Origin of the sequence: Actinoallomurus soli (genome assembly GCF_024055715.1) — a bacterium.
Classification (GTDB): domain Bacteria; phylum Actinomycetota; class Actinomycetes; order Streptosporangiales; family Streptosporangiaceae; genus Actinoallomurus; species Actinoallomurus soli.
The window spans coordinates 87,255-112,631 of sequence record NZ_JAMXMV010000006.1; the positions used below are offsets into that span (position 1 = coordinate 87,255).

The following is a 25,377-nucleotide window of genomic DNA, read 5'->3' on the forward strand; positions in this document are numbered from 1 at the left end:
TCCTTCGTCGGCCTCATGACCAAGGTGCTGCGGAGGCCACCGGCGCGGACGCCGTCCGCCGCCGCGTCCAGTCCTTCCGCCAGGCGAGCAGCCCGGCGACGCACAGCGCGAGGAAGACGACGTACAGCACGCTGGTCAGGTAGAGGTGCTTGTAGGCGTACAGCGGGATGTAGATCAGGTCCGCGCCGATCCACAGCCACCAGGACTCCAGCAGCTTGCGGCTCTGGCCGTACGTCGCGGCCAGCGAGACGGCGGTGGTCAGCGCGTCCCAGAAGGGGACGTTCGAGTCGGTCCAGGTGCCGAGCACCCACGTCAGCAGGCCGGTGGCCGCGAGACCGGCGGCCGCGATCCCGGCCCACTCGACGCGGGACGTGCGCTGGACGACGCGTTCACCGCGGTCCCGCCCGCCGTACAGCCACTCCCACCAGCCCCACGCCTGCAGGACGACGTAGACGGCCTGCAGGCCCGCGTCGGCGTACAGGCCGCCGTCCACGAAGATCAGGCCGAGCAGGAGGACGTTGGCGATGCCGACCGGCCAGTTCGCGATGTGCTGGCGGACGACGAGCCAGACGTTGATCGCTCCGGTGACGAACCCGAGGACCTCGGCCCAGCTCGTCGGCGTGCCGCCGAGTGTGACGGCGGGTTCCAGCAACGGACCCAGCAGGCTGTGCAGCGACAATCCGGCACGCTCCAGTGATCAGTCGACGGCCAGCAGAACCCTACAGGCCGGACTTTCATCGCAGGAGGTGGCAATTCCGGCATAATTCGCGGGAAACGAGACCTCCGTCAGCGGAGGCCGGCGAACAGGTCGTCCTCCCTGTCGGGGGCGGAAACGGCGCTGAAGCGGCGCACGAAGTCCTCGCGGCCGAGCACCTGACGCTGCACCTCGTCGGGCATGCCCAGCATGAAGCCGGTGTCACCCTGGCTGGCGTGGGCCTTCAGGGCCTTCAGCTTGCGCTCGAAGTACGCGGAGACGTCGACGACGGTGGTGATCTCCTCATCCGGCGTCCCGAAGTCCTCCGGGAGCTCGAACTCGCCCATGTCGACGCCGGTGCTGCGCAGGTGATCCATCATCTGGGCGATTCCGGCCCGGGAGATGGCGGTGTGGTAGAGCTTGCGGGGGATTCCCGTCGCCTCCGCGGCGGCGACCGCGATCCGGTGGGCCTGGATGTGGTCGGGGTGTCCGTAGTTGCCGTTCTCGTCGTAGGTCACCACGACCTGGGGGCGGTACCGCTCCATCAGCTCGGCGAGCCGGCCCGCCGACTCGTCGAGGGGGACGTTGGCGAACACCCGGGCATCGGCGTTGGAGTCCCAGCCGGCCATGCCCGAGTCGGGATAGCCGAGGAGTTCGACGTGCCCGATGGCCAGGTGCGCGACCGACTCGCGGAGCTCCTCCAGCCGGAAGCGGCTCACCTCCGCCGGGTCGTGCCCCGGCTCACCGGGCTTGACCCCGTCGGGGCCGTCGCCCTGTTCGCCGTTCGTGCAGGTCACCAGGACCGTACGGACGCCCTCCTCGGCGTACCGCGCGAAGACGCCGCCCGTGCCGATCACCTCGTCGTCCGGGTGGGCGTGCACGGCCATCAGTGTGAGTTCGGATTCCATGGGCCCCAGCATGCACGCAACGGGGCCCCTTCGGTCAGCGGGAGCGGCGGCGGCGACGGCGCCGCCAGATCTTGGCGCACTCGGCGCAGGTGTTCGGGGGAGGCGCGGAGGTGGACTCTCCGCGCACGGTCATGACCACGCCGCAGTAGGCGACCACGGTAGACCCGGCGGGCCGGGCGGGCGGCGGGTAGCCGTGTGTGACCTCCTCGTCGCCGGTGCCGTCGGGCCTCAGTGCGAGCTCTGTCGAGGATCTCGGCGTCACCCCTCAACGGTACGACGGGAAGTTGTGAACGTCCCGATCAGGGGCGGAACAGCCGTCGCACGCTGTATCCGACTGACCGGATCCGGCCCATAGATCCCCCGAGTCCTGTTTGCAGCTGAATTGATCTACTGCGAGCATGCTTGCTTTCCCCCCCACAATCCTCAGGAGTCCGCATGCGTCGCAGCGCACGCCTGGCCGCCGCCACCGTCGCGGGGGCACTGATCTCCTCACTTCCGCTGGCCGCCCCGAGCGCCCTCGCGGCCGCGCCGTCCCGTACGACCGCCGCAAGGGTCGTGACCGCCGCCTCCGCGCCGTCCGGCGTCGCGGCCAAGGGCGCCTACATCTACGACGCGTCCAAGGGCAAGAAGCTCTGGGGACGCGCCACGACCACGAAGCGCCCGATCGGCAGCATGACCAAGGTCATGACCGCGCTCGTCGTGCTCCGCGCCGGCAACCTCGACCGCACGGTGACCATCAAGAAGTCCTACGTCGACCACGTCAAGAACAACGACGCCTCGACCGCCGGCCTGAAGACCGGCGACAAGCTGACCGTCCGGCAGCTGCTCAGCGGCATGATGCTGCCGTCCGGCTGCGACGCGGCGTACGCCCTCGCCGACGTGTACGGCCCCGGGCAGACCAAATTCCTCGCCAAGATGAACAAGACCGCCAAGTCGCTCGGCATGACGAGCACCTACTTCCGGACCGCCGACGGCCTGCCCACCTCCACCAAGAAGGAGGGGTACTCCACGCCGAGCAACGTCATCAAGCTGACGAAGAAGGCGATGGCCAGCTCGACGTTCCGGTCCATCGTGGCGCAGAAGACCTACAAGCTGTCCAAGACCAGCAGCCACGCCGCCTACAGCTGGACGAACACCAACCTGCTGCTCGGTCAGTACAGCGGCACGATCGGCATCAAGACCGGCCACACCGACGCCGCCGGGTACTGCCTGCTCTTCGCGGCCAAGCGCGGCGGCCGCACCATCTACGGCCTCGTCCTCAACAGCACGACCACCGACCCGAACCGTCGTTTCACCGACGCCGCCAAGATGCTCGACTGGGCGTACGGCACCAAGTCCGCTCAGCTCCACCTGCAGTCCGTGCCCGCGGGTCCGCAGACGGACTGACACACTTGACCCATGGGTGACGACGAACGCTGGAAGGCCCGCTTCCGGGCCGCTCGGGTGAGCCTGCCCGGCTGGGCGCACGACGCGCCGCACCGGTCGGTGTACCGCTCGAACGCCACGGGCACGTGGGAGATCTACGCCTGGGACCGTACGACCGGGGACCGCAGGCAGGTCACCGACCGGCCGAACGGCACCTGGATGGCCGGCATCGAGCCGACCGGTGAGTGGATCTGGTGGTTCTCCGACACCGACGGCGACGAGTTCGGGGTGTGGAAGCGCCAGGCGTTCGGCGGCGGGCAGGACGAGCCCGCCGTTCCGGGCCTGGAGCCCTCCTACCCCGCCGGGCTCTCGGTGGGATCCAGCGGCCTCGCCGTCATCGGCCGGTCCACGGACGGCGGCACGACCATCCACGTGTCCCGTCCGGGGGCCGACCCGTACGTCCTCTACTCCCACGCCGAGGACGCCTACGCCATCGACCTGTCCAAGGACGAGTCGCTCATCGCGATCAACCACAGCGAGCACGGCGACAGCCGGCACATGGCGCTGCGGGTCGTACGGGCCGACGGCGAGACCGTCGCCGACCTGTGGGACGGCCCGGGCAAGGGGCTCGGCGGCCTGGCGTTCTCGCCCGTCCCCGGAGATCAGCGGCTGCTCGTCGAGCACGAGCGTCGCGGCAAGCCCGAGCCGCTGATCTGGAACCCGGTGAGCGGCGACGTCCAGGAGATCACGCTGGACCTCCCCGGCGAGATCGGCGCGGACTGGTACGCCGACGGGTCCGCGCTGCTCATCTCGCACTCCCACCACGCGCGGGACGAGCTCTACCGGTACGACCTGGCGAGCGGCGACCTGTCGCGGATCGACACGCCGCGCGGAGTGATCGGCAGCGCCACGGCGCGTCCCGATGGCACGGTCGAGTTCTCCTGGTCGTCCTCGGCGTCCCCGCCCGTGATCCGGTCCACGACGGGCGAGGTCGTGCTCGCCCCGCCCGGCCCGCCCGCGCCCGAGTCCGTCCCGGTCGAGGACGCCTGGGTCACGGGTCCGGGTGGTGACATCCACGCCCTGGTCTCCAAGCCGGAGGGCCCGGGGCCGTACCCGACGGTCTTCGACGTTCACGGCGGGCCGACCGCCTACGACTCCGACGCGTTCTCGCCGGACGCCGCCGCGTGGGTGGACCACGGATTCGCCGTCGTCCGCGTCAACTACCGGGGCTCCACCGGCTACGGCAGCGCCTGGCGCGACGCCATCGAGGGCCGCCCCGGCCTGACCGAGCTGGAGGACATCAAGGCCGTCCGCGACTGGGCGGTCTCCTCCGGGCTGGCCGACCCGGCGCGGCTCGTCCTCACCGGCGGCTCGTGGGGCGGGTTCATCACCCTGCTCGGCATCGGGACCCAGCCGGAGGACTGGACGGTCGCGATCGGCATCGTCCCGGTGGCCGACTACGTCGCGGCCTACGAGGACGAGATGGAGGCGCTGCAGGCGTTCGACCGGTCGCTGTTCGGCGGCTCACCGGCCGAGGTGCCCGAGCGGTACGAGGCGTCCTCCCCGATCACCTACGTCGAGCGGGTCACCGCACCGGTGCTGGTCATGGCCGGCGAGAACGACCCGCGCTGCCCGATCCGCCAGATCGACAACTACCTGGCCCGCCTCCAGGAGCTGGGCAAGGAGCACGAGGTCTACCGGTACGACGCCGGGCACGGCTCCCTGGTGGTGGAAGAGCGCATCCGCCAGGTCGCCGCGACCATCGACTTCGCCCGAAAGCACCTCGACCTGACCTGAGCGGCCCTGCGGACCGGTGACGCGGGCGGAGCCGCCCGCGTCACCGGCGCAGGTCGCGGTAGGTGGCCAGGGCGTCCCGGACGATGCCCCGCATCCCGGGCACCCGGGCGAGGCCGACGAGGCGGTCGATCAGCGGGACGGTGCGCTCGATCAGCCGATAGGTCTTGGCCGCGCCCGGCGAGCTGTCGTACACCCAGTGCAGGATCACGCCCATGCTGTAGAGCCAGAGCAGCTCGGGCAGGTCGGCGCGGATCTCCGCGTCGGCCTTGAGGGTGGATCCGTCCACGAGCTCGCGGTAGACGGCGACCGCGGCCTCGCGGATCGGCGCCGACTCCTTGCTGAAGGGGCTGAGCGGGCTCGTCGGCTCCGCCGCGTACTTGAAGAACTTCCCCGCGAACTCCTTGTACGGCTGCAGCGTGTCGATCCGGGCGCGGACCACCCCGAGCAGCCGCGCGCGGAACTCCCGCTCCCGCGCCAGCACGGCCCGGCACGCCTCGGTGTGATCGTCCTGGGAGTGCTCGTAGTAGAGCTGGATCAGCTCTTCCTTCGAGGCGAAGTAGTAGTAGGCGTTGCCGACGGACACGCCGGCCTCGGCGGCGATCGCCCGCATCGTCGTCGCCTCGTAGCCACGCTCGCGGAACAGCCGCAGAGCGGTCTTCGCGATCAGATCTCTCGTCTGCTCGGACTTGGTCGGTGTGGCCACACGCGACACTGTACGACTCTCCGGGGACCAACCGGGTCCGTCATCCACAGGCCAGAACTGCGTGTGGATTGCGGAAAGCGGCGCGTCCCCTGCCGGAGTGTCGCGCTCGCCGCGATCAATGCTGCGACTGGCGCATGCGACAGTACGGGAGGGCTACATGTCGATACGCACCGCCGTCATTGCCGGCTGCGCCGCGGGGTTCTGCACGTTAATGGCCGGTCCGGCCATGGCGCGCACCCACACGCCGACGTCGCAGCCCGGCCTGCTGCACCAGCGGCTGGCCGGAGCGCTGTTGCGGGCGGTGGGGGTCCGCTGGGTCTCCAGCGGCCACTGCTCCCGGCGCGGCGATTCACGGTGCACCTCGTTCGAGGGGCTGCGGGCGGCGACGTTCGCCGGGCTGCTGGCGCTGAAGGAGGCCAGCCACTGCCACCTGACCGTCTCGGGCGGTACCGAGGCGGGCCACGCGGCGGGACGCTACAGCCACGGCGCCGGCTACAAGCTCGACCTCCTGCCCAACCGGTGCCTCGACAGGTACATCCCGGAGCACTTCGAGCGCGTCCCGACACGGGGCGACGGCGCGGTGCAGTACCGCGCGCCCGGGCCGGTGATGTTCGCCCGCGAGCGGTCCCACTGGGACATCACGTTCGGCGGGGCACCGGACGCTCTGCCCGGCCGCAAGGGCGTCAGGACGCCGCCCGGACGGGACCCGGACCGGACCGGACGGGGCGAGGACGGACCCGAGGCGGAGCAGCCGGACAGGCCGGGAGCGGGTCACGCACCCGGCCGTCCGGTGGGCGCGCCGGGGCCGAACACCCCGGACCGCGGCCACGGGAACGGCGGCCCCACCGGGATCGATGACGACGACGCGGACGACTAGGTTTCCCGTGAAACACGAGCGTCCCGGCGGTGCGCCGCACCGCCGGGACGTCTCGGGTCGATCAGAACTCGGCGGCGACCAGCTCGGCGATCTCCGCGGCGTTCAGCGCGGCGCCCTTGCGCAGGTTGTCACCGCAGACGAACAGGTCCAGGGTGTTCGGGAAGTCGATCGCCTGACGGATCCGGCCGACGTACGTCGGGTCCGTGCCGACCACGTCGGCGGGCGTCGGGAACACGCCGTTCGCCGGGTCGTCCATGACGACGACGGTCGGCGCGGCCTCCAGGATCGAGCGGGCGCCCTCGACCGTGACCGGCCGCTCGAACGTCGCGTGCACGGCCAGCGAGTGCGTCGTGATCACCGGCACCCGTACGCACGTGGCGGAGACCTTCAGGTCCGGGATGCCCAGGATCTTGCGGGACTCGTTGCGGAGTTTGAGCTCCTCCGACGCCCAGCCGCCGTCCTTGAGCGACCCCGCCCACGGCACGACGTTCAGCGCCATCGGCGCCGGGAACGGCGACTCGGTGTCGCCGAGGCGGTTCTGGATCGCCTTGCGCACGTCACCGGCCGTCTGGCCGAGCGTACGGTCGCCGGCGACCGCCTCGATCTCCGCGTACAGCCGCTCCGTGCCGGCCACGCCCGCCCCGGACACCGCCTGGTACGAGGCGACGACGAGGGAGTCCAGGCCGTACTCCGCGTGCAGCGCGCCGATCGCGGCCATCATCGACAGAGTGGTGCAGTTCGGCGTCGAGATGATGTTCCGCGGCCGGTTCCGTACGGTCTCGGGGTTCACCTCGGGGACGACGAGCGGTACGTCCGGCTCCATGCGGAACGCGCCGGACTTGTCGACGACCACCGCGCCGCGCTCGGCGGCGATCGGCACCCAGACCTTCGACACCTCGTCCGGCACGTCGAACATCGCGATGTCGACGCCGTCGAACACCTCGGCGGTCAGCTCCTGGACGACGAGCTCCTCGCCGCGTACGGGCAGCCGCCTGCCGGCGGAACGCGCGGAGGCGACGAGACGGATCTCGCCGTAGACGTCCTCACGGGACGACACGATCTCCCGCATGACGGTGCCGACCGCGCCGGTGGCGCCGACGAGGGCGAGAGTGGGCTTGCGGCTCATCGGCCGGTACCTCCGTAGACGACGGCCTCCACCTGGTCGGCGTCCAGGTCGAACGCGTGGTGGGCGGCGGTGACGGCGGCGTCCACGTCGTCCTGGTCGACGACCACCGAGATCCGGATCTCCGAGGTGGAGATCATCTCGATGTTGACGCCCGCGTCGGCGATCGAGCCGAAGAACTTGGCGGTGACGCCGGGGTGGGAGCGCATGCCCGCGCCGATCAGCGAGACCTTGCCGATCTGGTCGTCGTAGCGGAGCGAGTCGAACCCGATCTGGTCCTTGATCTTGTTGAGGGCCTTGATCGCGGCCTGGCCGTCCGCACGCGGCAGCGTGAAGGAGATGTCCGTACGGTTGGTCGCCGCGGCCGAGATGTTCTGCACGATCATGTCGATGTTGATCTCGGCGTCGGCCAGCGTCGAGAAGATCGTCGCCGCCTCGCCGACCTTGTCGGGCACCCCGACCACGGTGATCTTGGCCTCGCTCCGGTCGTGCGCGACACCGGAGATGATCGCTTGTTCCATCTGGTTTCCCTCGATGCTGGTCTTGACCCACGTACCGGTCTTGTTGCTGAACGACGACCGCACGTGGATCGGCATGCCGTACCGCCGGGCGTACTCCACACAGCGCAGGTGCAGGATCTTCGCGCCGCACGCCGCCATCTCCATCATCTCCTCGTAGGAGATGTCCGGGATGCGGCGCGCCGCCGGGACGATCCGCGGGTCGGCGGTGAAGATCCCGTCGACATCCGTGTAGATCTCGCAGACGTCCGCGCCGAGCGCGGCGGCCAGCGCCACCGCCGTCGTGTCGGACCCGCCCCGGCCGAGCGTCGTGATGTCCTTGGAATCCTGGGAGACGCCCTGGAAGCCGGCGACGATGGCGATCGAGCCCTCGTCGATCGCGTCGCGGATCCGGCTGGGCGTCACGTCGATGATGCGCGCCTTGCCGTGCGTGCTGTCCGTGATCACACCGGCCTGGGAGCCGGTGAAGGACCGCGCCTCGTGTCCGAGGTTGGCGATGGCCATGGCGAGCAGCGCCATGGAGATCCGCTCGCCGGAGGTGAGCAGCATGTCCAGCTCACGCGCGGGTGGAAGGGGGCTGACCTGGTTGGCGAGATCGACGAGCTCGTCCGTCGTGTCGCCCATGGCGGACACCACGACGACGACGTGGTGCCCGTCCTGCTTCGTGGAGACGATGCGCTGGGCGACGCGCTTGATGCTCTCAGCGTCGGCGACGGAGGAGCCACCGTACTTCTGCACGACTAGGGCCACGCGTGTGCACTCCTCGGATCGGGATCAGGCAGTCGAACGCCGAGTCTACCGAGGTCAACGCAATACCCAGAGTGATTTGTCCCGCTATGCGAGATTTCCCGAAAGTCGTGTAACGGCCGGGAAACCTTGCGCGAAACGAGCCGGTCGTCACGAGATCCAGGACGGGTCCGGAAGGCCGGAGGGCCGGCCGCCGGCCACGGAGTCATCCCGCGACCGGCCGTCCGTGCCGCCGATCACCGGGCTCAGCCCGCGACGGGCTCCTCCATGACGTCCAGCCGGGCGCTCGCCGAGACGGCGTACAGCGCGCGCAGGGCCGCGCCGGCGTGGTTGCCCCAGTGGTTGAAGTAGCTGTACTGCCACCACCACAGTGCCTCGAGCTTGCGGTCGGCGCTGTAGTGACGAAGCCCGTGGACCAGGTCGCTGGCAACGTCCACCAGGTCGTCCGACAGGCGGTAAACGGTGGGCTCGGCGTCCTTGTACGGGTCGAAGATCTCGGCGTACTCGTCGACGGCGGTCAGGCGCTCGGCCAGCCCCTGCCGGATCGTGTCCAGGTCCGGGTCCTCCCCGACGTCCGGCTCCCAGTTGTCCGGCAGGATCACGTCCGTGCTGGCGCCGAGCTGCGCCCCGGCCAGCGCGATCTGCGACACCTCCAGCAGCAACAACGGCACCGTGTGCCCACCGGCCTCACCGGTCGCCACGGCGTTCAGGCCGGTCAGGTAGTTCTCGGCGTGCTTCGCCACGCGGTCGGCGAGCGTCAGCCAGCTGTGCTCTGAATTACTGTTCTCAGCGATGCTGTTCTCAGACATCGAGCAGCCTCCGTCCTTCGAACGCGCGACCGAGCGTGACCTCGTCGGCGTATTCCAGGTCGCCTCCCACCGGCAGTCCGCTGGCCAGCCGGGTGACGGTGAGACCCATCGGTTTCACGAGCCGGGCAAGATAGGTGGCGGTCGCCTCGCCTTCCAGGTTGGGGTCGGTCGCCAGGATCAGCTCGGTCACCTCACCGTCGGCGAGGCGCTGCATGAGCTCCCGGATGCGCAGGTCGTCCGGGCCGACGCCCTCGATGGGGCTGATCGCTCCGCCGAGCACGTGGTAGCGCCCGCGGAACTCCCGCGTCTTCTCGATCGCGACGACGTCCTTCGGCTCCTCGACCACGCAGATCACGTGGGTGTCGCGGCGGGCGTCGCGGCAGATCCGGCACTGCTCGGCCTCGGCGACGTTCCCGCAGACGCTGCAGAAGCGGACCTTGTCCTTGACCTCCCGCAGCGCCTCGGTCAGCCGCGTGACGTCGGCGGGATCCGCGGCGAGCAGGTGGAAGGCGATCCGCTGCGCGCTCTTCGGCCCGACGCCGGGCAGCCTGCCCAACTCGTCGATGAGGTTCTGGACAACCCCTTCGTACACGGTCCCTCCCTTCTCCTCGTCGACGCGCTCACCGGCTCGGGGAGCGCCGTCATGACTGGACGTTCTCGTGGAGGCCGCTCACAGCGGGTGGGCGCTCCCATGCGGCACCGCCGCCATGGGTGACGTCCCGGACGCGCTTCGAGACCTCCCGATCGAAGCGCGCCCGCACGGCGCAGGGCGGGTCCACGGTCGTCACAGCCGGGTGGTGGATCCGCCGCGTCGGGTCACATACCGGGCAGGCCCAGTCCGCCCAGGCCGCCGCCCAGTCCCTCGGTCAATGGTCCCATCTTCTCCTGCACGAGGGTCTGGGCCTCTTCCGACGCATTGTGGATCGCCGCGAGCACCAGGTCCGCGATGGTCTCCGCGGTGTCCGCCGGGTCCTCCGGGTCGATGGCGGCCGGATCGATCACGATCTTGACGACCTCGTTCGACCCGTTGACGGTCGCGGTGACCAATCCGCCGCCGGCGGTGCCCTGGATCTCCGTTTCGGCGAGTTCGTGCTGCAGGCTCAAGAACTGTTCCTGCATGCGCTGCGCCTGCTGCAGCATCTGCTGGATATTCGGCTGGCCACCGGGTTCCACGGTGCTCTCCTCGTTCGATCGTCCGTTGAGACGAGACTACGGGGTCCGGCCCCGATCCGGTATGCGGCTCCGGGCAACCCGTACGGCCGTCCCATAACGCCCCTGACCGGGCGGCGAGCCGCGTACGGACGACTCGGCGAAGCCGCCGATCGGCCGAGAAGGATGCACCGTTCACGGCGGGATGACCATGGCGTTACCGAGCTTTTCGCCGGACGTCAGGTGTTGTCGAACTCCTGGATCACCTTTCCGCCGAGGACCTGCTCGATCAGGGCCATGCCGGTGAGCGCGGCCTCGCTCCCCGCGTCCGCGTCACCCTCCGGATCGACCTCATCCGCCTCGTCCACCGGCTCGGGCGGCGGCGGAACCGGGGTGGGCGGCGGCGGGGGGACCGGTGCGGACGGGGACGGGGATGGGGACGGCGTACGAGGCTCGCGAGGCGAAACCGCCGGAGCGCCCCAGCCGCCCGCGTCCGGAGGCGGCGGCGCGGGCCGCGCCCCCTGGCCGGATCCACCGGCGAGGATCGCGTCGATGCGCCAGTCGACGCCGAGAATCTCCTTCAGCGCGTCGCGGAGGACGACGTCCTTGCCCCCGGTCGTGAACCCTCGCCGCTTGCCGTCGTTCGCGAACGCCAGCGTGAGCACCTGACCCTCGAGCGACGCGACCTCCACGCCCTCCATCAGGATCCAGGCGACCTTGCTCCGCTGCTTGACCGCCTCCAGGATGTCCACCCACATCCGCCGGATCGCGGCCACGTCCACCCCGCCGGACGGCGCGGCCGTTCCGGAGTTCCCGTTCGGCGTCCCGGCCGACGGCGCGGTGGGAGCGGGCGACGACGCGGTGGAGGGTGTCGGCCAGTCGGCGGCGGACGCCCGGCCCGACACCGGCGCCGACCCGGAGGCGGTGGCCGGCACGGGCCAGTCCGTGCTGCGCGCCCCGCCGGGCGACTCCTCGCGCTGCGCGGGCTGCGCCTGAGGCGCGGGCTGGGTCTGCGGCGCGGGCGGGCTCGACGGCCGTGGCCGGGCGGCCTCGACGGGCGCCTCGGCCCGCGGAGCGGCCGGCTGCGGTGCGGGAGGACTCTGGGGAGCGGATGGCTGTGCGTGCTGCGGTACGGAGGCGGCGGGAGCCGGAGCCGCCGGGACCGGAGCCTGGCCGCCGATGGCGACGCGGCGCTCCAGCCGCTCCAGGCGGGTCAGCAGCGACGCCTCGTCGTCGTACGCGGCCGGCAGCAGGATCCGGGCGCCGATCAGCTCGAGCAGCAGCCGCGGCGACGTCGCCCCGCGCATCTCCGTGAGGCCCGTGTGCAGCAGGTCGGCGGCGCGCGTCAGCTCCGCCGGACCCAGCCGGGACGCCTGCGCCTGCATCCGCTCGAGCTCGTCCGGCGGCACGTTCAGCAGACCCGTCGCGCCGGAGTCGGGGATGTTCGACAGGATGACCAGATCGCGGAACCGCTCCAGCAGGTCGGCGGCGAACCGCCGCGGATCCTGCCCGCCCTCCATGACCCGGTCGATCGCGGCGAACACCGCCGCCCCGTCCCGCGACGCCACGGCGTCCACGACCTGGTCCAGCATGGACGAGTCGGTGTAGCCCAGCAGGGACACCGCGCGGGCGTAGGTGATGCCCTCCTCGCCCGCGCCCGCCAGCAGCTGGTCGAGGATCGACTCGGAGTCACGGGCGGACCCGGCCCCGGCGCGGACGACCAGCGGGATCGCGGCCGGCTCGTACGGCACGCCCTCCTTCTGCAGGATGTCCTCGAGCAGCTCGCGGACGGTGCCCGGCGGGATCAGCCGGAACGGGTAGTGGTGCGTACGCGACCGGATCGTCCCGATGACCTTCTCGGGCTCGGTGGTCGCGAAGATGAACTTCAGGTGCGGAGGCGGCTCCTCGACGAGCTTCAGCAGCGCGTTGAACCCCTCACGGGTCACCATGTGCGCCTCGTCGATGATGTAGATCTTGTAGCGCGCCGCCACGGGCGCGAAGAAGGCGCGCTCCCGCAGATCACGGGCGTCGTCCACACCACCGTGGGACGCGGCGTCGATCTCGATCACGTCGATGTGGCCGGCCCCGGACGGCCCGAGCGCCACACACGACTCGCACTCGCCACACGGCTCGGGAGTCGGGCCCTTCTCGCAGTTCAGCGAGCGGGCGAGGATGCGCGCACTCGACGTCTTGCCACAGCCCCGCGGACCGCTGAAGAGGTACGCGTGATGGATGCGCCCGTTGCGCAACGCCTGCTGCAGCGGCTCGGCGACGTGCTCCTGCCCCTTGAGCTCGGCGAACGTCGCTGGCCGGTACTTGCGGTACAGAGCCAGACTCATGGGGGTCCGTCCTCGTCGAAAAGCAGAGGACCCCCCGCACACCCGTCAGAGCCTGCTTATCCTTGCTGCCTTCCGGCCCTGGGGAGGTTCACAGGATGGACGCCGTGCGAGGGGTCTGACCCGAGTCTATGGCATCCGGGGCACGGGTTCGGCCCGTACGCTCGGCTTCATGGCGAGCGATCTGCGGGACACGCGTGCACCGATCTTCCACATCGCCGAACGGGCCCAGTGGGAGGCCGTGCGAGACGCCGGACGCCCGTACGAGGTGTCGACCCGCGGCCGTACGCTGGCCGAGGAGGGCTTCATCCACGCCTCCCGCGACGAGGACCAGGTGAGCAAGGTCCGGCGCGCCTTCTACGCCGACCTGGACGATCTGGTTCTCCTCGTGATCGATCCGGCGCGTCTGGACGTCCGCCACGAGTCCGTCGGCGACGACGTCTTCCCCCATATCTACGGCCCGATCCCGCCCGAGGCGGTTATCGAGGTTCGCGCACTGCCCGAGAACCGGTAGGCTCTGCCGCGGAGGATTCGCCTAGTGGCCTAGGGCGCACGCTTGGAAAGCGTGTTGGGGGCAACCCCTCGCGAGTTCGAATCTCGCATCCTCCGCCACGCTGACCAGGCACAACGCGATGAGGGCGGCACCCACGGGTGCCGCCCTCACTGCTTCTAGTCTCAGTTCAGTCTCAGTTGCCCTCCATGCGGCTCGGCACCTGGCGGCGACCGTGACGCTGCCGATGGTCATCAGGCGCAGCGAGGAGACATCCGCTACCCCCGGCGCCGCGACCTGGCACCCGAGACCGCCCAGCCGATCGCCATCAAGATCACCAACGCAACTTCACCGCCCGCGACGCCGCCTCACGGGTGCCGGGCCGAGCAGCCAGGTCGTCTCTGACGGATCTGGCGAGTCGACTCCGCCGCTTCAGTGTCTCGTCGTCGGCGAGTCCCGGCTCCCACGGTCCTGAGCCCACTCGCGCACTTCCCCGTCCGTGACTTGGCTGGGCGACCGTGGACATTCGCCCAGCCCTTAGAGCGCGGAGACCTTCGGCGGACTACCCAGACGTCTTTCGGCAGGTCACCCATCGGACCCTCGGCAGGTCACCCACGGAGTCATCGGCAGATCGCCCACGAACGATGCGGCAGAACGCCCACACAGTCGCATCTAGCTGCGGTAATCTCGCAAGGTGCATGGTGATGGATTGTATGCCCGACACGCCGAGGCGATGGCGCTCGAAGCGCTCGCCGACACTCGCGTCGTGGTGGTCAACGGTGCTCGGCAGGTAGGTAAGAGCACGCTGGCCAAGTTGATCGTCGAGCGGTCTCCCGGCGCGCGGGAGTTCTATCTGGACGATCCTGCCGTACGTGCGGCGGCCGAGAGTGACCCCAGCGCCTTCGTGAAGCACGATGGCCTGTTGTTGATCGACGAGATCCAGCGGGTGCCGGAGTTGTTGCTGCCGATCAAGAGGGAGGTCGATCGGGACACGCGTCCAGGCAGGTTCCTGCTGACCGGTTCCGCTCGTCTCCTGGGGTTGCGCGATCTCCCCGACGCGTTGCCGGGACGATCCGAGACGATCGAATTGTGGCCGCTATCGCAAGGGGAGATCGACGGAACACCCGACGGGTTCGTGGATGCGGTGTTCCGCGAGGGCATTGAGGTCTCTCTGCCCGCCTGCGAGCTGACCAAGCGCGACTACGTGGCCCGGGCATTGCGCGGCGGCTATCCGGAAGCCGTCCGGCGGGACCCAGGGCGTCGGAGGGCCAAGTTCTTCGACTCGTACATCACGGATCTGGTTACGCGGGATGTACGGCAGATATCCGATATCGAGCGGCCGGCGGAGATGCGCCGGCTGCTCAGCGTGATGGCCGCACGGATGGGGACGCTGGCCGTGGTGCAGTCGATGGCCAACGATGTCGGCCTTCCGCGGATGACGCTCTCACGCTATCTGGATCTGTTGGAGCTCGTGTTCGTCATTAGGAGGATTCCCGCCTGGTCGTCGAACCTGACAACTCGCGCCATCTCGACACCCAAGTTGATCGTCACCGATTCTGGGCTGGGCGGAAGGCTCATCGGGATGTCAGAAGAACGCGCCAAGGATCCGACCGCCCTGGTAGGTCCCTTGTTGGAGAATTTCGCGATCGGCGAGGTCGCGCGTCAGCTCAGTTGGACGGAGGAGCCTGTTCAACTCTTCCATTACCGCGACCGCGATAAGGTCGAGGTCGATATGGTGCTTGAGCATGCGTCGGGTCAAGTGATCGGCATCGAGGTCAAAGCATCCGAGACCGTCCGGGGCGACGACTTCCGCGGCCTACGACACCTCGCGGATCGGCTTGGTGACCGATTCCAAGCGGGGATCGTCTTGTACGCGGGCGAACAGTCACTGCCTTTCGGTGACAAACTCAAGGCGCTGCCGATGGCTGCGTTGTGGCAACTAAGATCACCTTGATCCTGCGGACGTACGCCAAGGTCATGCACCAGGTACTGCGGTATTGAGGCGAGGGCTGAGCGACCTTGTCGTCGACCCCAACACCCCGCAGAGTAATGTTTATTCAGGTCATATACGTCGGAATAGCGCGACCGAGGGTGTCACCGACAAAACAACTTAGGAAGAAGGCGGCCGTCACGACCACCCTGAAGGCCGTAGGGCTTACTACTGACACCTCTACACCAAGGAAGCATGCAATACGAGATATCGCTACCCTCCCCTTTGTTCCAGCGACCGACAGCACGATTCGGAGGAGTTGATATCGTTCACGTACGTCGTTCCGTGCGAGCCGACCTAGAGCGACAGCGAGGACTCCGATCGCAAAACATAGTTTGATCAACTTGCCGGGCCGTTTTTCGATTAAGGCAGCGAGCTCATCCGCGTAGGCCTTCTGGTGTCCAGGATTCGCTTCGCGACACATGCGAGTCGACCAACGCACCATCTTCCGCGCGAGCCAGGGTGAAACATCAGAGATTTCATTGATTGCCAAACTCGCGCCAAGAGTAGCAAGGCACCTTGCGGCACGTTCCATCCAGCCGTCCATAGGGCCACACTCTAGTCAGGGAACGAACAGTGGGCGTGCGGCTTTGTGAAATTCGCTCTTAGATCAGTTTCGTCAGCGTGTAGCAGTCTCACTTCTAGTCTCATTCGTCGACGTTCGCGGCTGTTCACCGGGGGGTCGTCGCTTCGTTCCTGCGCAGGTCACAGACGGTATCGACCTGGCCCGGACGTGGTGCGGCAGACTTGGAAAGCGTGTTGGGGGCAACCCCTCGCGAGTTCGAATCTCGCATCCTCCGCCAGCTTGATCAGGCAAGACATGGGCCGGCACCCCCAGGGTGCCGGCCGATGTGCGTCCTGGCCTTAGGCGTGCCTCAATCACTCGCCGGAGGCAGCAGTGACCTTAGCCCGGCATGCGGCGCGCGGCGTGGTGCGACGACCGAGGGTGGTCAGGCGGGCTGGCCCATGGGCCGGATGGTCAGGGTGTTGAGGTCGACGCCCGCCGGCTGGTCGAGGGCGAAGCAGATGGCCTCGGCGATGGGCTGGGGAGGCAGGGCGAAGGGGGGAACGCTGACGCCTTCCCAGAAGGGTGTGTCGATCATGCCGGGGTTGATGAGGGTGACACCGACGCCGCGGGCCGTGGCGAGCAAACGCAGGTTCTCGGCGAGCCCGGTGGTGGCCCATTTGGTGGCCGAGTAGAGGTTCCCGGGAGAGTTCTTCAGCCCGGCGACGCTGCCGAGGAGCACCAGCCGTCCGCCGGTGGCCTCCAGGTGGGGCAGGGCGGCGTGGGCCAGCAGAGCGGGGCCGAGGACGTTGGTGAGGACCATGGGCGACCACCGGGTCGGGTCGCCGTCCCCGATGGAGTCACCGGTCATGAATCCGGCGTTGGCCACCGCCGCGTCCAGGGCACCGAAGTGCTCCACGGTGCGGGTCACGGCCGACTCGGTGGCCTCCCAGTCCGCCGCGTCCGAGACGAGACCCAGCACCCGGTCGGGGTGGCCGGCGTCCTCGAGGAAAAGCTTCAGTTTGCTCTCGTTGCGGCCGGTGACCACCACACGGTGGCCGCGCTCGAGGAGCAAACGCGCGGTGTGGGCGCCGATACCACTGGTCGCCCCGGTGATCAGTACGGTCTTGCTGGCCATGGTCATGCTCCTGAAGTGTGGATGGAGGACGGCGGACGGCGGCCCGCGTTGAAGCAGGGCCGTTCGAGTCCGCCAACCCAAGGAAATCGGCGCCGTAAGAGGTGGGCAAGGTCGCGTTTATCGGGGGTATAAACGCAACCTCTTTATCGGCCGGACCATGGATACCCTGGACGAATGGAACCTCCGTCCGAAGACCACACCGGTGATCCCACCGACAACCGCTCGGAGATCCGCGACTTCCTCATCAGCCGACGCGCCAAGCTCACCCCGGAGCGGGTCGGACTGCCCACCAGCCGACGCCGACGGGTTCCTGGACTACGGCGCGAGGAGGTCGCGGCCCTCGCCGGCGTGAGCACCGAGTGGTACACGCGGCTGGAGAAGGGGCACATCGGCGGCGTCTCCGAGGACGTGCTGGAAGCGGTCGCGCAGGCACTGCACCTCAATGAGGACGAGCGCACCTACCTGTTCGAGCTGGCCAGAGCGGCTCGCCCCACCCGCCGCAGGCCGCACCGCCGCAAGGACGTCAAGATCCCGTCCTCCGTCCAATGGATGGTGGACTCCATGACCATGGCCCCCGCCTTCGTACGCAGCGGTCGTCTGGACATCGTCGCGAGCAACGCGTTGTGCAGGGCCCTGTACTCACCGATGTTCGACAGCGATACCACCGGCGACCGGGGCTGCGCCAATTTCGCCCGTTACTTCTTCCTCGACCCCGGCTCCCCCGACTTCTTCGTCGACTGGGAGGAAGGTGCCAGGGCCACGGTCGCGGTGCTCCGCGCCCAAGCCGGACGTGAACCTCACGACCGGGTCCTGCGTGAGCTCGTCGGCGAACTTTCCACGCTCAGCCCCGACTTCCGCACCATGTGGGCCAGTCACGACGTCCAAATCCGTCACGAAGGCGTCAAGCGGCTGAACCATCCCGAAGTCGGCCGCGTGGAGATGACCTTCCGCGATCTGAATCTGCCCCTGCCTCAACGAGCCGTACACGACCTGATCATCTACACGGCCGAGCCGGGCACCCCCTCGGAGGACCGCCTCAAACTCCTCGCCAGTTGGACGGCACCGCAGACCCCACCCACGGAACCGATCCGCCCGCCCCGCTGACCTCACGCGTTCATGAGGTGACCGTCCAGGGGTCGATCCACCTCGCGGATCGGCCTGGTGACCGATTCCCAGCGGGGTTCGTCTTGTACGCGGGCGAGCAGTCACTGCCTTTTGGCGACGAACTCAAGGCGTTGCCGATGGCTGCGTTGCGGCAAGGCCGATGATGGCAAGTCTCGGCTCAGCCGTCCGGCGCGCCGCATATTCCAGGTAACGCCACCTTAGAGAGTTTTGAATGCAATAATCCCTTCGCGCCGCACGGTGCAGTGTCATCGAGGAGCACGAATGAGAATTCCGTTCAGAGCAACACTCGGCGTGCCGGTGGCGGCGGTGGTGGCCGCGGGCGTCCTCGCACTCTCGGCCGGTCCCGCCTCGGCGTCCTCACACGGCAAAGAGGTGGCTCAAACGTTCGGCGGCAGTCTCCACGGCTGCGTTGTATCGCTCTACTACAACAAACACACGGGCTGGGCGTATGCCGATACCGGCGTATGGGCCGGCGGCCCTTGGCAGTGCAAGGGCTTCGTCAAGAACAATCACGGCGGCAAGAGCTGGACGGCGAAGACCGCCACTGACGCATGGAGCGGAGGGGTGTGGCGCCCCCGCGGGTACAAGGCTCAGGCATGCTCGTACGCCTACTACAAGGGCAAATACCAAGGCTGGCGTTGCACGAAGTGGTACTAAGGGGCGTGTCCCGCTTCGTTGCGGAGATCGCCCGCCGGGCCGGTACCTCACAGGTACGGGCCCGGCGTGCTTCAACCGGCATGTGGTCGCTCGGTCACCTGCGACATCAATTCCACTTCTGATTGTTTCCGCCGTTGCAGGTCCACAGTTGTACCAGGGTGCCGTTGGCGGTTCCGGCGCCGTTGGCGTCGAGGCACAGGCCGGACTGCACGTTGGTGATGGTGCCGTCGGCGTTGACGTTCCATTGCTGATCGGCGCCGTCGTTGCAGTCCCAGATGACCGCCTTGGTACCGGACGAGGTGCCCGCGTTCGCGGCGCCCAGACACTTGCTCCCGTAGACCTGGAGCTGTTTGGCAGAGGTCTGCGCCCATTGTTGGTTCGACCCGCCGTTGCAGTCCCACAGCTCGACCTGCGTGCCATTGGTCTGCGAGAGGTTCGGGACGTCCAGGCAACGGCCGGCGTTGACGTTGCGCAGCGGCGCCGGCGAAGACGGTGGAGGCGGGGTGGGCGAGGAACCGCCGCCCTGGAACTGCGTGAAGAAGCTCCACACCACTCCAGAGGTCCAGGTCCGCCAGCCGTCACACGTACACCCGTCGATGGGGCCGGGGTCGTGCCCTGCTCCGTCGAACGCGGCCCAGACGACGGGGTATCCCGACCGGCATCCGGAGTAGGTGGTCACGATGTGCGTCAGGCTGCCGTACGCCGGCTCGGGCGGGTTCTGCGGGGTGCAGCCGTTGTTCCTGACGAACGTGTCGCGAAGTGACCGCCCCGAGGCGATGGGCAGCACGTTGTCCCTGATGCCGTGGAGCCCGATGTAGGCGACGGGCTGGGTTCCGCCGCTGCACCCGCTGAGGTTCGCGCCGGAGTAGACCGCGACGGCGCGGAAGACCGTCGGCCGGGCACAGGCGAGCGCGTACGTCATCGCGCCGCCGTAGCTGAAGCCCGACGAGAAGACCTGGGTCGTGTCGACGCACAGGCCACCCTCGATCTGCCGGAGCATGTCGTCGACGAAGGTGACGTCCTGGCCGCCGGAGTTGGCCCAGCCGTTGTTGATGCCCTGGGGCGCGACGAAGATCGTCGTGTTGCCGGCGTTGTCCGCCAGCCGCCGCAGTCCGTAGTAGGACCAGTTGTAGCCGTCGGTTCCGCCCGAGTCGACGTCGTTCGCGGTGCCGCCGACCCAGTGGAAGCCGAAGATCAACCGGTAGGGGTGGTTGCTGTCGTAGCCGCTGGGGACCCGCAGGATGTAGCTGCGGTTCTGGCCGCTGCTCTGGATCGTGTGGGTTCCGCTCGTCAGCGTCGGAGCCTGACCGCATCCGGCGGTCGCCGCGGCGGGGCGGGGAGCGGTCGCTGACGGCGTACGGCCGAGGCTGCTGCTCAGCGCCGTCCCCCCGGTCGCCAGGACGAGGAACGCCGCCACCACGATGGGCACGAGAAGCAATTTCCGTCTCATCTACTCCTCCTTCACTCGGGGAGAGGGGCCGCCGCGTCTCACCGGCCGCCCGACGAGGATGTCGAATCGATTCGACGCGAGATTACGAGGAGCCTGAAACAAGGTCAATGGCGACCGTCAACGTCGGCTCACGGGCGAAACGGAAGCTCACGCCGCGCCCATCCGTACTGGTCAGGACGCCGGAGCGCGCCCCGCCGCCGACCCGGGATCCGGCGTCGTTTCACGACGGTTTTCATGAAGCGGGGAATGACATGAGGGGCGAGCCGGTCAGTCCTCGTCCGTGCCGGTCCAGCGGGTCTGGTGGCCGGAGGGCCGCGGCAGGGTGCCGTGGACGAGGATCTGCTCGTGGATCTGCTCGAGGGCCGTTTGCAGCGGTGCGAGCAGGCCGGGGCCCAGTCCGTCGAAGAACATCCGCTTCACCAGGGCGGCGTGGCCCGGGGTGGCCCGGTGCAGCGCGTCCCGGCCCTGTGAGGTGAGCACGGCGTCGGTCGCCCGGGCGTCGGCGCTCGACGGGCGGCGTTCGACCAGGCCGCGTGCCTCCATGCGCAGCACCTGGTGGGAGACCCGGCTGCGCTCCCAGCCGATGCGGATCGCCAGGTCGCTGAGCTGCAGCCGCCCGCCGGGAGAGTCGGCCAGGGCGTTGAGGACGTGGAAGTCCTGGAGGGAGAGGTCGCCCTCGGCCTGCAGTCCGCGGTTGATCTCGTAGTTGAGCCGCAGCGCCACCCGCATGTAGGCGAACCAGGTGGCCTCCTGCTCGGCGGTCAGCCCGCTCCCGGCCGGGCGCGTCACCGGCCCGTCCGCACTCTCCCGCAGATCCTTCGGCATGCCAGCTCCTTCGCATGGTGCCGCTGCGATCAGGCTAGCCAATGCCCGATGTGCGCGGCGGCACATCGGAACTATTTCCGTGACACTTCACGTTAAGGTCCGTTGCGTGACACATCACGCATGGCGAGTGCCGTGAGTGGAGGCGGATATGACGAAGGCGGTCGTGCTCAGCGACTACGGACCCCCGGAGGTACTGGTCCCGGGCGAGGTCGAGATCGGCCCACCGGGGCCTGGGCAGATCCGGGTGAACATCGAGTTCGCCGGGGTCGGACCGACGGACCTGGCGATCAGGTCGGGTCACCTGAAGGGCGCGTTCGGCAACCGCCCGGGGTCGGTCCTCGGCTTCGAGGCGGCCGGCGTGGTGGACGCGGTCGGCCCCTCGGTGAGCGACGTACGGCCGGGTGACCCGGTCGCGGTCTTCCTGCCCGAACTCGGCGGCTACGCAGGGCAGGTGCTGGCCCGCTACTGGGTACGGGTCCCGCAGTCCGTCGGCGCCCAGGACGCCGCGGCCCTGCCGGCCTCCGGTGAGGCGGCGGCACGGGTCGTCGACGAGACCGGCGTCGCCGCCGGTGAGACCGTGCTGATCGTCGGAGCGGCCGGATCGGTCGGGCTGATCGCCGGTCAACTCGCCGTCGCCCGGGGTGCCCGTGTGCTCGCCGCGGTACGCCCCGGCGACTTCGACCTCGTGACGGAGGTGGGTGCCACCCCGGTCGCCTACGGTCCCGCGCTGGCGGAGCACGTCCGGGCGGTCGTCCCGTCGGTGGACGCGGTCATCGACGCCTCCGGCGCCGGAGTCCTCGGCGCCGCGGTCGAGCTGGCCGGCGGAACCGACCGGGTCGTCACGCTGTCGGACCCGCACGCCGCCGACTTCGCCGTCCGGCTGTCCGGGCCGGACGGGCCCCACATCACGGAACGGCTGCAGGCCGTCATGGCACTGCTCGCCGCGGGAAGGCTGACCCTGCGCTCGCAGACCGTCGCCCCGCTGGTGGACGCCGCGCAGGTCCACCGCGACCTGGAGAGCCGCACGCTGCGGACCAAGGTCCTGCTCTCCGCCCAGGCCTGAAACCTCCGATCACTAATTCCAGAGGAGAATCATCATGACCGACCAGGTCAAGCCCGTACTCGAGCCGGTCGCCCAGGCGTTCGCCGATGCGAACTCCACGCCGCCGTTCCTGTTCCAGCTGCCGCCCGAGGAAGGGCGGAAGATCGCGGTGAAGGTGCAGACCGACCCCGTGCCCACGGTGGCGCCCGCCGACGTCGAGGACATCGAGGTCGACGGCGGCCCGACCGGCAGCGTCCGGGTGCGGATCGTCCGCCCGGCCGGCGCGAGCGGTGTCCTGCCCGTCATCGTGTACGTGCACGGCCTGGGCTGGGTGTTCGGCGGCCCGGTGACCCACGACCGGCTGATCCGGGAGCTGGCCGCCGGGACCGGCGCCGCCGTGGTCTTCCCCGACTACGACCTCGCGCCGGAGGCGAAGTACCCGACCCAGATCGAGCAGGTCTACGCCGTCGCCGAGTGGGTCGCCGCCAACGGCGCGGACTACCGGCTGGACAGCTCGCGGATCGCCATCGCCGGGGACTCCGTCGGCGGCAACATGGCCACCGTCGCCACCATCCTGGCCAAGCAGCGCGGCGGCGTGCAGTTCGCCGGGCAGCTGCTGTACTACCCGGTCACCAACGCCGACTTCGAGACGGGCTCCTACCACCAGTTCGCCACCGGCTACTTCCTCGCCCGCGAGGGCATGCAGTGGTTCTGGGACCAGTACACGACCGACCCGGCTCAGCGGGCCGAGATCACCGCCTCGCCGCTCCGCGCGACCAGTGACGACCTCGCCGGGCTGCCGCAGGCCATGGTGATCGTGGCGGAGGCCGACGTACTGCGAGACGAAGGGGAGGCCTACGCGGCCAAGCTCCGCACGGCCGGCGTGCCCGTGACCGCGATCCGGTACGGCGGGATCATCCACGACTTCGTCGGCCTCAACCCGCTGCGGCACACCTTCGCCGCCCAGGAGGCGATCCAGCAGGGCATCGCCTTCCTCTCCCGCGTGCTCGGCACCGACTGAGCCCGGCGCCGGGCCGCCGGTAGGGCCGGCGGCCCGGCCTTGCCGGCGCCACGTCCGGGACGGTCCCGTATCCGGCCCGTCCCGGACGGTCCCCGGTCCCCGGTTCCGTCGAGACGCCGGCGGAGCCGTCCCCATGAGATCCGTCATGACGCCGGGGTTCAGGCGAGGAAGGTCTCGAGCGCGCGGTTGAGCTGTTCGGGTCGCGCGGCCGGCATGGCGTGGTGGGACACGCCGGGCAGGACCGCGCCGGCCACGTGGGGCATGAGCCGGCGGGCGTTCGCCGATACCGCGCGAATGTCGTGCGCCCGGCTCTCTCCTGCCAGAAGCAGCGATGTCGGGACGGCGCAGGCGCGCAGTCGCTCAGCAGCGGGCCGGCGCGCCACGACGATCCTCGCGCCGGGGAACGTACGGCCGAGGCACATCAGCTCAAGCCAGGCCGGGTCGACCTCCGTATTCGCGGTCTCCCATTCGATGAAGGCGCGCACCCGCTGGGCGCTCGGCCGGACGAACATGGGCAGGGCGCGCAGGCGGTAGCCCGCTCTGAGGCCGGCGAAGCAGTCGGTCGGGTCGAGGAGCGCGAGCCTGCGCACCCGCCGCGGCGCGTGAAGGGCGTAGTTCAGCGCGAGCCAGCCGCCGTACGAGTGGCCGCAGACCGACGCGCCGTCGAGGCCCAGCGCCCCGAACAGCGCGTCCAGCCAGTCCATGAATCCGGCCAGGTCGCCGATCGGGCGACCGTCGCCGACGCTACGGCCGGCGTCCCCGATGGTGTCGACCGCGTACACGCGGAAGGTGCGGCCTAACGCGCCGACGTTGGCGAACCAGACCGTCGACGTGGCACCGGCGCCGTGCAGGAGGACCAGGGGCTCGCCGTCGCGCGGTCCGCAGACGTTGACGTGGGTCGTGCCGTACGGCGACGGCAGGTCGACGGACTCGACGGGAAGCGGCCACCGGGCCAGGACGGCGTCGTACGCCGCGAGGTACCCGGCTCGCCCCGGCCACGTCTCCACGGCCGGCCGGGGACGGCCCCGCGGTGACCGATCACCGGCCATGTGATCACCTCACCTCGTCCAGTCGACTCTAGAACGATCACGTGAGGCCGTCGAGCGCAGGACCGGCCGTGGTCAGAGCAGGTCGGTCAGGGCGGGTCCGAGCTCGGGGAAGGCGAACGTGAAGCCCGCGTCGCTCAGGCGGGCGGGTACGCAGCGCCGGCCGAGCAGCGCCAGTGCCGGGTCGGTTCGCAGCACGAGCGCTCCCAGCCGCAGGAGCGGCGTCGGGGTCGGCGGGGCGGGCGGGCGGCGCTGGAGCGACCGGAGCGTCGCCATGAGCTCCCGGTTGCGGACCGGCGAAGGGCTGGTCGCGTGGACGACTCCGGCCATCGACGGGTCGTCCAGGCAACGGCGGACGATGGCGAGGAGGTCCGTGACGTGCAGCCAGCTGATCCACTGCCGGCCGGAGGCGATCCGCCCGCCCAGTCCCCAGCGCACCAGGCCGGTGAGGCGGTCGAGCGCGGGGGTGTCGCGGTCGAAGACGACCGCCGTGCGCAGGACGACCCGGCGCTCGGCGGGCGCGTCGGCGGCGGCCGCCTCCCAGGCCCGCGCCACGCCGGCCATCTGCGGCGGCCCATCGGCGGGCGGATGGTCCTCGGTGATCGTCGCCTCGCCGCCGTCGCCGTAGATCGCCAGCGTGCTCATCTGGAGCCAGGCGATGGGCGGGTCGTCGAGGTGGGACGCCGCCTCGACGAGGGCGCGGGTCGGCCGGACGCGTGATTCGGTGAGCAGTTCGACGTTGGCCGGGGTGGGCCGGCGGTCCACGAGTTCGCCCGCCAGGTTCACGACGGCCGCGCCCGCCAGCTCCGCCGCCCACGCGCCCGTGGTGACGCCGTCCCAGCCGACCTGCCGGCCGGGGCGACCGGGGTCGTACGGGCGCGGCGAACGCGTCAGCACGACGACCTCGTCACCGCGCGCGGTCAGGTCGGCGGCGATGCGCCGCCCCAGCGCACCGGATCCCCCGGCGAGAACGACCTTCATGGAACTCCCCATTCGACGCGGCGACGGCTCCACGCGGGCAACCTGTGAAGGATCAAGCTTGGCCCCCTTTACGGGCGCAGT

24 protein-coding genes, 1 tRNA gene and 1 other RNA gene are annotated in these 25,377 nt (G+C 69.6%); 10 read left to right on the forward strand and 16 right to left on the reverse strand.

Annotation, left to right across the window (positions count from 1 at the left end):
* Positions 1–13: 13 nt before the first annotated feature.
* The 3 genes from pnuC to NDW01_RS16890 form a co-directional block, all read right to left on the reverse strand.
* A complete protein-coding gene (gene pnuC, locus NDW01_RS16880; protein ID WP_252821606.1) occupies positions 14–679 on the reverse strand; it encodes a nicotinamide riboside transporter PnuC in 666 nt (221 codons plus the stop codon).
* Positions 680–786: 107 nt separating this feature from the next.
* Positions 787–1,602 (reverse strand): PIG-L family deacetylase, encoded by an 816-nt coding sequence (locus NDW01_RS16885; protein ID WP_252821608.1) that lies wholly within the window; start codon positions 1,600–1,602, stop codon positions 787–789.
* Positions 1,603–1,636: 34 nt separating this feature from the next.
* Positions 1,637–1,864 (reverse strand): hypothetical protein, encoded by a 228-nt coding sequence (locus NDW01_RS16890; RefSeq protein ID WP_252781188.1) that lies wholly within the window; start codon positions 1,862–1,864, stop codon positions 1,637–1,639.
* A 173-nt stretch (positions 1,865–2,037) separates the two neighbouring features.
* Here NDW01_RS16890 and NDW01_RS16895 point away from each other — a divergent pair, with 173 nt between their 5' ends.
* Both NDW01_RS16895 and NDW01_RS16900 read left to right on the forward strand, forming a co-directional pair.
* On the forward strand, positions 2,038–2,988 hold the full coding sequence (locus tag NDW01_RS16895) for a D-alanyl-D-alanine carboxypeptidase family protein (RefSeq protein WP_252821610.1): 951 nt from the start codon (positions 2,038–2,040) through the stop codon (positions 2,986–2,988).
* 12 nt (positions 2,989–3,000) lie between these two features.
* Positions 3,001–4,764 (forward strand): S9 family peptidase, encoded by a 1,764-nt coding sequence (locus NDW01_RS16900; protein ID WP_252821612.1) that lies wholly within the window; start codon positions 3,001–3,003, stop codon positions 4,762–4,764.
* Positions 4,765–4,804: 40 nt separating this feature from the next.
* On the opposite strand, the gene NDW01_RS16905 is transcribed toward NDW01_RS16900, so the two are convergent.
* Positions 4,805–5,467, reverse strand: a complete 663-nt coding sequence (locus NDW01_RS16905) for a TetR/AcrR family transcriptional regulator (RefSeq protein WP_252821614.1) — start codon at positions 5,465–5,467, stop codon at positions 4,805–4,807.
* A 226-nt stretch (positions 5,468–5,693) separates the two neighbouring features.
* On the opposite strand from NDW01_RS16905, the gene NDW01_RS16910 reads away from it, so the two are divergent.
* Positions 5,694–6,344, forward strand: a complete 651-nt coding sequence (locus tag NDW01_RS16910) for a hypothetical protein (RefSeq protein WP_252821616.1) — start codon at positions 5,694–5,696, stop codon at positions 6,342–6,344.
* Between the two features lie 61 nt (positions 6,345–6,405).
* Here the strand turns inward: NDW01_RS16910 and NDW01_RS16915 are convergent, their stop codons facing one another.
* The 7 genes from NDW01_RS16915 to ffs form a co-directional block, all read right to left on the reverse strand.
* A complete protein-coding gene (locus NDW01_RS16915) occupies positions 6,406–7,470 on the reverse strand; it encodes an aspartate-semialdehyde dehydrogenase (protein WP_252821618.1) in 1,065 nt (354 codons plus the stop codon).
* Positions 7,467–8,735 (reverse strand): aspartate kinase, encoded by a 1,269-nt coding sequence (locus NDW01_RS16920; protein ID WP_252781195.1) that lies wholly within the window; start codon positions 8,733–8,735, stop codon positions 7,467–7,469. The genes NDW01_RS16915 and NDW01_RS16920 overlap by 4 nt, the downstream gene beginning before the upstream one ends.
* Positions 8,736–8,977: 242 nt before the next feature.
* On the reverse strand, positions 8,978–9,541 hold the full coding sequence (locus NDW01_RS16925; protein ID WP_252821620.1) for a DUF5063 domain-containing protein: 564 nt from the start codon (positions 9,539–9,541) through the stop codon (positions 8,978–8,980).
* Positions 9,534–10,133, reverse strand: coding sequence for a recombination mediator RecR (recR, locus tag NDW01_RS16930; RefSeq protein WP_252781197.1), 600 nt, complete (start codon positions 10,131–10,133; stop codon positions 9,534–9,536). The genes NDW01_RS16925 and recR overlap by 8 nt, the downstream gene beginning before the upstream one ends.
* Positions 10,134–10,357: 224 nt before the next feature.
* Complete coding sequence (locus tag NDW01_RS16935; RefSeq protein WP_252821622.1) at positions 10,358–10,714, reverse strand: YbaB/EbfC family nucleoid-associated protein; 357 nt, start codon at positions 10,712–10,714, stop codon at positions 10,358–10,360.
* Positions 10,715–10,929: 215 nt separating this feature from the next.
* Positions 10,930–13,029 (reverse strand): DNA polymerase III subunit gamma and tau, encoded by a 2,100-nt coding sequence (locus tag NDW01_RS16940; protein ID WP_252821624.1) that lies wholly within the window; start codon positions 13,027–13,029, stop codon positions 10,930–10,932.
* Between the two features lie 22 nt (positions 13,030–13,051).
* An RNA gene (gene ffs, locus NDW01_RS16945) (signal recognition particle sRNA small type) lies at positions 13,052–13,148 on the reverse strand.
* Positions 13,149–13,198: 50 nt separating this feature from the next.
* Between ffs and NDW01_RS16950 the strand changes: the two genes are divergently transcribed.
* The 3 genes from NDW01_RS16950 to NDW01_RS16960 all read left to right on the forward strand — a co-directional run bounded on the left by NDW01_RS16950 (position 13,199) and on the right by NDW01_RS16960 (position 15,470).
* The gene (locus NDW01_RS16950) at positions 13,199–13,540 is read left to right on the forward strand and encodes a DUF952 domain-containing protein (protein WP_252821627.1); all 342 of its coding nucleotides are present in this window, start codon (positions 13,199–13,201) and stop codon (positions 13,538–13,540) included.
* Between the two features lie 10 nt (positions 13,541–13,550).
* Positions 13,551–13,638 (forward strand) — tRNA-Ser (locus tag NDW01_RS16955).
* A gap of 611 nt (positions 13,639–14,249) precedes the next feature.
* Positions 14,250–15,470: an ATP-binding protein gene (locus NDW01_RS16960; protein ID WP_252821631.1), complete on the forward strand. Its 1,221-nt coding sequence runs from the start codon at positions 14,250–14,252 to the stop codon at positions 15,468–15,470.
* 986 nt (positions 15,471–16,456) lie between these two features.
* Here the strand turns inward: NDW01_RS16960 and NDW01_RS16965 are convergent.
* The gene (locus NDW01_RS16965) at positions 16,457–17,149 is read right to left on the reverse strand and encodes an SDR family oxidoreductase (RefSeq protein ID WP_252821633.1); all 693 of its coding nucleotides are present in this window, start codon (positions 17,147–17,149) and stop codon (positions 16,457–16,459) included.
* Positions 17,150–17,323: 174 nt separating this feature from the next.
* Between NDW01_RS16965 and NDW01_RS16970 the strand changes: the two genes are divergently transcribed.
* Positions 17,324–18,253: a helix-turn-helix transcriptional regulator gene (locus tag NDW01_RS16970; RefSeq protein ID WP_252821635.1), complete on the forward strand. Its 930-nt coding sequence runs from the start codon at positions 17,324–17,326 to the stop codon at positions 18,251–18,253.
* Positions 18,254–18,535: 282 nt separating this feature from the next.
* On the forward strand, positions 18,536–18,931 hold the full coding sequence (locus NDW01_RS16975) for a hypothetical protein (RefSeq protein WP_252821637.1): 396 nt from the start codon (positions 18,536–18,538) through the stop codon (positions 18,929–18,931).
* A gap of 106 nt (positions 18,932–19,037) precedes the next feature.
* Here the strand turns inward: NDW01_RS16975 and NDW01_RS16980 are convergent, their stop codons facing one another.
* Both NDW01_RS16980 and NDW01_RS16985 read right to left on the reverse strand, forming a co-directional pair.
* On the reverse strand, positions 19,038–20,381 hold the full coding sequence (locus tag NDW01_RS16980; RefSeq protein ID WP_252821639.1) for a ricin-type beta-trefoil lectin domain protein: 1,344 nt from the start codon (positions 20,379–20,381) through the stop codon (positions 19,038–19,040).
* A gap of 267 nt (positions 20,382–20,648) precedes the next feature.
* Positions 20,649–21,206, reverse strand: coding sequence for a MarR family winged helix-turn-helix transcriptional regulator (locus NDW01_RS16985; RefSeq protein WP_252821641.1), 558 nt, complete (start codon positions 21,204–21,206; stop codon positions 20,649–20,651).
* Between the two features lie 148 nt (positions 21,207–21,354).
* Here NDW01_RS16985 and NDW01_RS16990 point away from each other — a divergent pair, with 148 nt between their 5' ends.
* Both NDW01_RS16990 and NDW01_RS16995 read left to right on the forward strand, forming a co-directional pair.
* Positions 21,355–22,269: an NADP-dependent oxidoreductase gene (locus tag NDW01_RS16990; RefSeq protein WP_252821643.1), complete on the forward strand. Its 915-nt coding sequence runs from the start codon at positions 21,355–21,357 to the stop codon at positions 22,267–22,269.
* Positions 22,270–22,303: 34 nt separating this feature from the next.
* The gene (locus tag NDW01_RS16995) at positions 22,304–23,269 is read left to right on the forward strand and encodes an alpha/beta hydrolase fold domain-containing protein (protein WP_252821645.1); all 966 of its coding nucleotides are present in this window, start codon (positions 22,304–22,306) and stop codon (positions 23,267–23,269) included.
* A 158-nt stretch (positions 23,270–23,427) separates the two neighbouring features.
* On the opposite strand, the gene NDW01_RS17000 is transcribed toward NDW01_RS16995, so the two are convergent.
* Positions 23,428–24,318 carry an alpha/beta fold hydrolase gene (locus tag NDW01_RS17000; protein WP_252821647.1) on the reverse strand — a complete coding sequence of 297 codons (891 nt, stop codon included), beginning with the start codon at positions 24,316–24,318 and terminating at the stop codon, positions 23,428–23,430.
* A 72-nt stretch (positions 24,319–24,390) separates the two neighbouring features.
* Positions 24,391–25,296, reverse strand: coding sequence for an epimerase (locus NDW01_RS17005; RefSeq protein WP_252821649.1), 906 nt, complete (start codon positions 25,294–25,296; stop codon positions 24,391–24,393).
* Positions 25,297–25,377 lie beyond the last annotated feature (81 nt).

Excerpts from the sequence above, each read along its gene's own strand:
- NDW01_RS16885 (WP_252821608.1), bottom strand. The coding sequence starts at position 1,602 with ATGGAATCCGAACTCACACTGATGGCCGTGCACGCCCACCCGGACGAC.
- NDW01_RS16895 (WP_252821610.1), top strand. The coding sequence starts at position 2,038 with ATGCGTCGCAGCGCACGCCTGGCCGCCGCCACCGTCGCGGGGGCACTG.
- NDW01_RS16900 (WP_252821612.1), top strand. The coding sequence starts at position 3,001 with ATGGGTGACGACGAACGCTGGAAGGCCCGCTTCCGGGCCGCTCGGGTG.
- NDW01_RS16910 (WP_252821616.1), top strand. The coding sequence starts at position 5,694 with ATGGCGCGCACCCACACGCCGACGTCGCAGCCCGGCCTGCTGCACCAG.
- NDW01_RS16915 (WP_252821618.1), bottom strand. The coding sequence starts at position 7,470 with ATGAGCCGCAAGCCCACTCTCGCCCTCGTCGGCGCCACCGGCGCGGTC.
- NDW01_RS16925 (WP_252821620.1), bottom strand. The coding sequence starts at position 9,541 with ATGTCTGAGAACAGCATCGCTGAGAACAGTAATTCAGAGCACAGCTGG.
- NDW01_RS16940 (WP_252821624.1), bottom strand. The coding sequence starts at position 13,029 with ATGAGTCTGGCTCTGTACCGCAAGTACCGGCCAGCGACGTTCGCCGAG.
- NDW01_RS16950 (WP_252821627.1), top strand. The coding sequence starts at position 13,199 with ATGGCGAGCGATCTGCGGGACACGCGTGCACCGATCTTCCACATCGCC.
- NDW01_RS16960 (WP_252821631.1), top strand. The coding sequence starts at position 14,250 with ATGGCGCTCGAAGCGCTCGCCGACACTCGCGTCGTGGTGGTCAACGGT.
- NDW01_RS16965 (WP_252821633.1), bottom strand. The coding sequence starts at position 17,149 with ATGGCCAGCAAGACCGTACTGATCACCGGGGCGACCAGTGGTATCGGC.
- NDW01_RS16970 (WP_252821635.1), top strand. The coding sequence starts at position 17,324 with ATGGAACCTCCGTCCGAAGACCACACCGGTGATCCCACCGACAACCGC.
- NDW01_RS16975 (WP_252821637.1), top strand. The coding sequence starts at position 18,536 with ATGAGAATTCCGTTCAGAGCAACACTCGGCGTGCCGGTGGCGGCGGTG.
- NDW01_RS16980 (WP_252821639.1), bottom strand. The coding sequence starts at position 20,381 with ATGAGACGGAAATTGCTTCTCGTGCCCATCGTGGTGGCGGCGTTCCTC.
- NDW01_RS16985 (WP_252821641.1), bottom strand. The coding sequence starts at position 21,206 with ATGCCGAAGGATCTGCGGGAGAGTGCGGACGGGCCGGTGACGCGCCCG.
- NDW01_RS16990 (WP_252821643.1), top strand. The coding sequence starts at position 21,355 with ATGACGAAGGCGGTCGTGCTCAGCGACTACGGACCCCCGGAGGTACTG.
- NDW01_RS16995 (WP_252821645.1), top strand. The coding sequence starts at position 22,304 with ATGACCGACCAGGTCAAGCCCGTACTCGAGCCGGTCGCCCAGGCGTTC.
- NDW01_RS17000 (WP_252821647.1), bottom strand. The coding sequence starts at position 24,318 with ATGGCCGGTGATCGGTCACCGCGGGGCCGTCCCCGGCCGGCCGTGGAG.
- NDW01_RS17005 (WP_252821649.1), bottom strand. The coding sequence starts at position 25,296 with ATGAAGGTCGTTCTCGCCGGGGGATCCGGTGCGCTGGGGCGGCGCATC.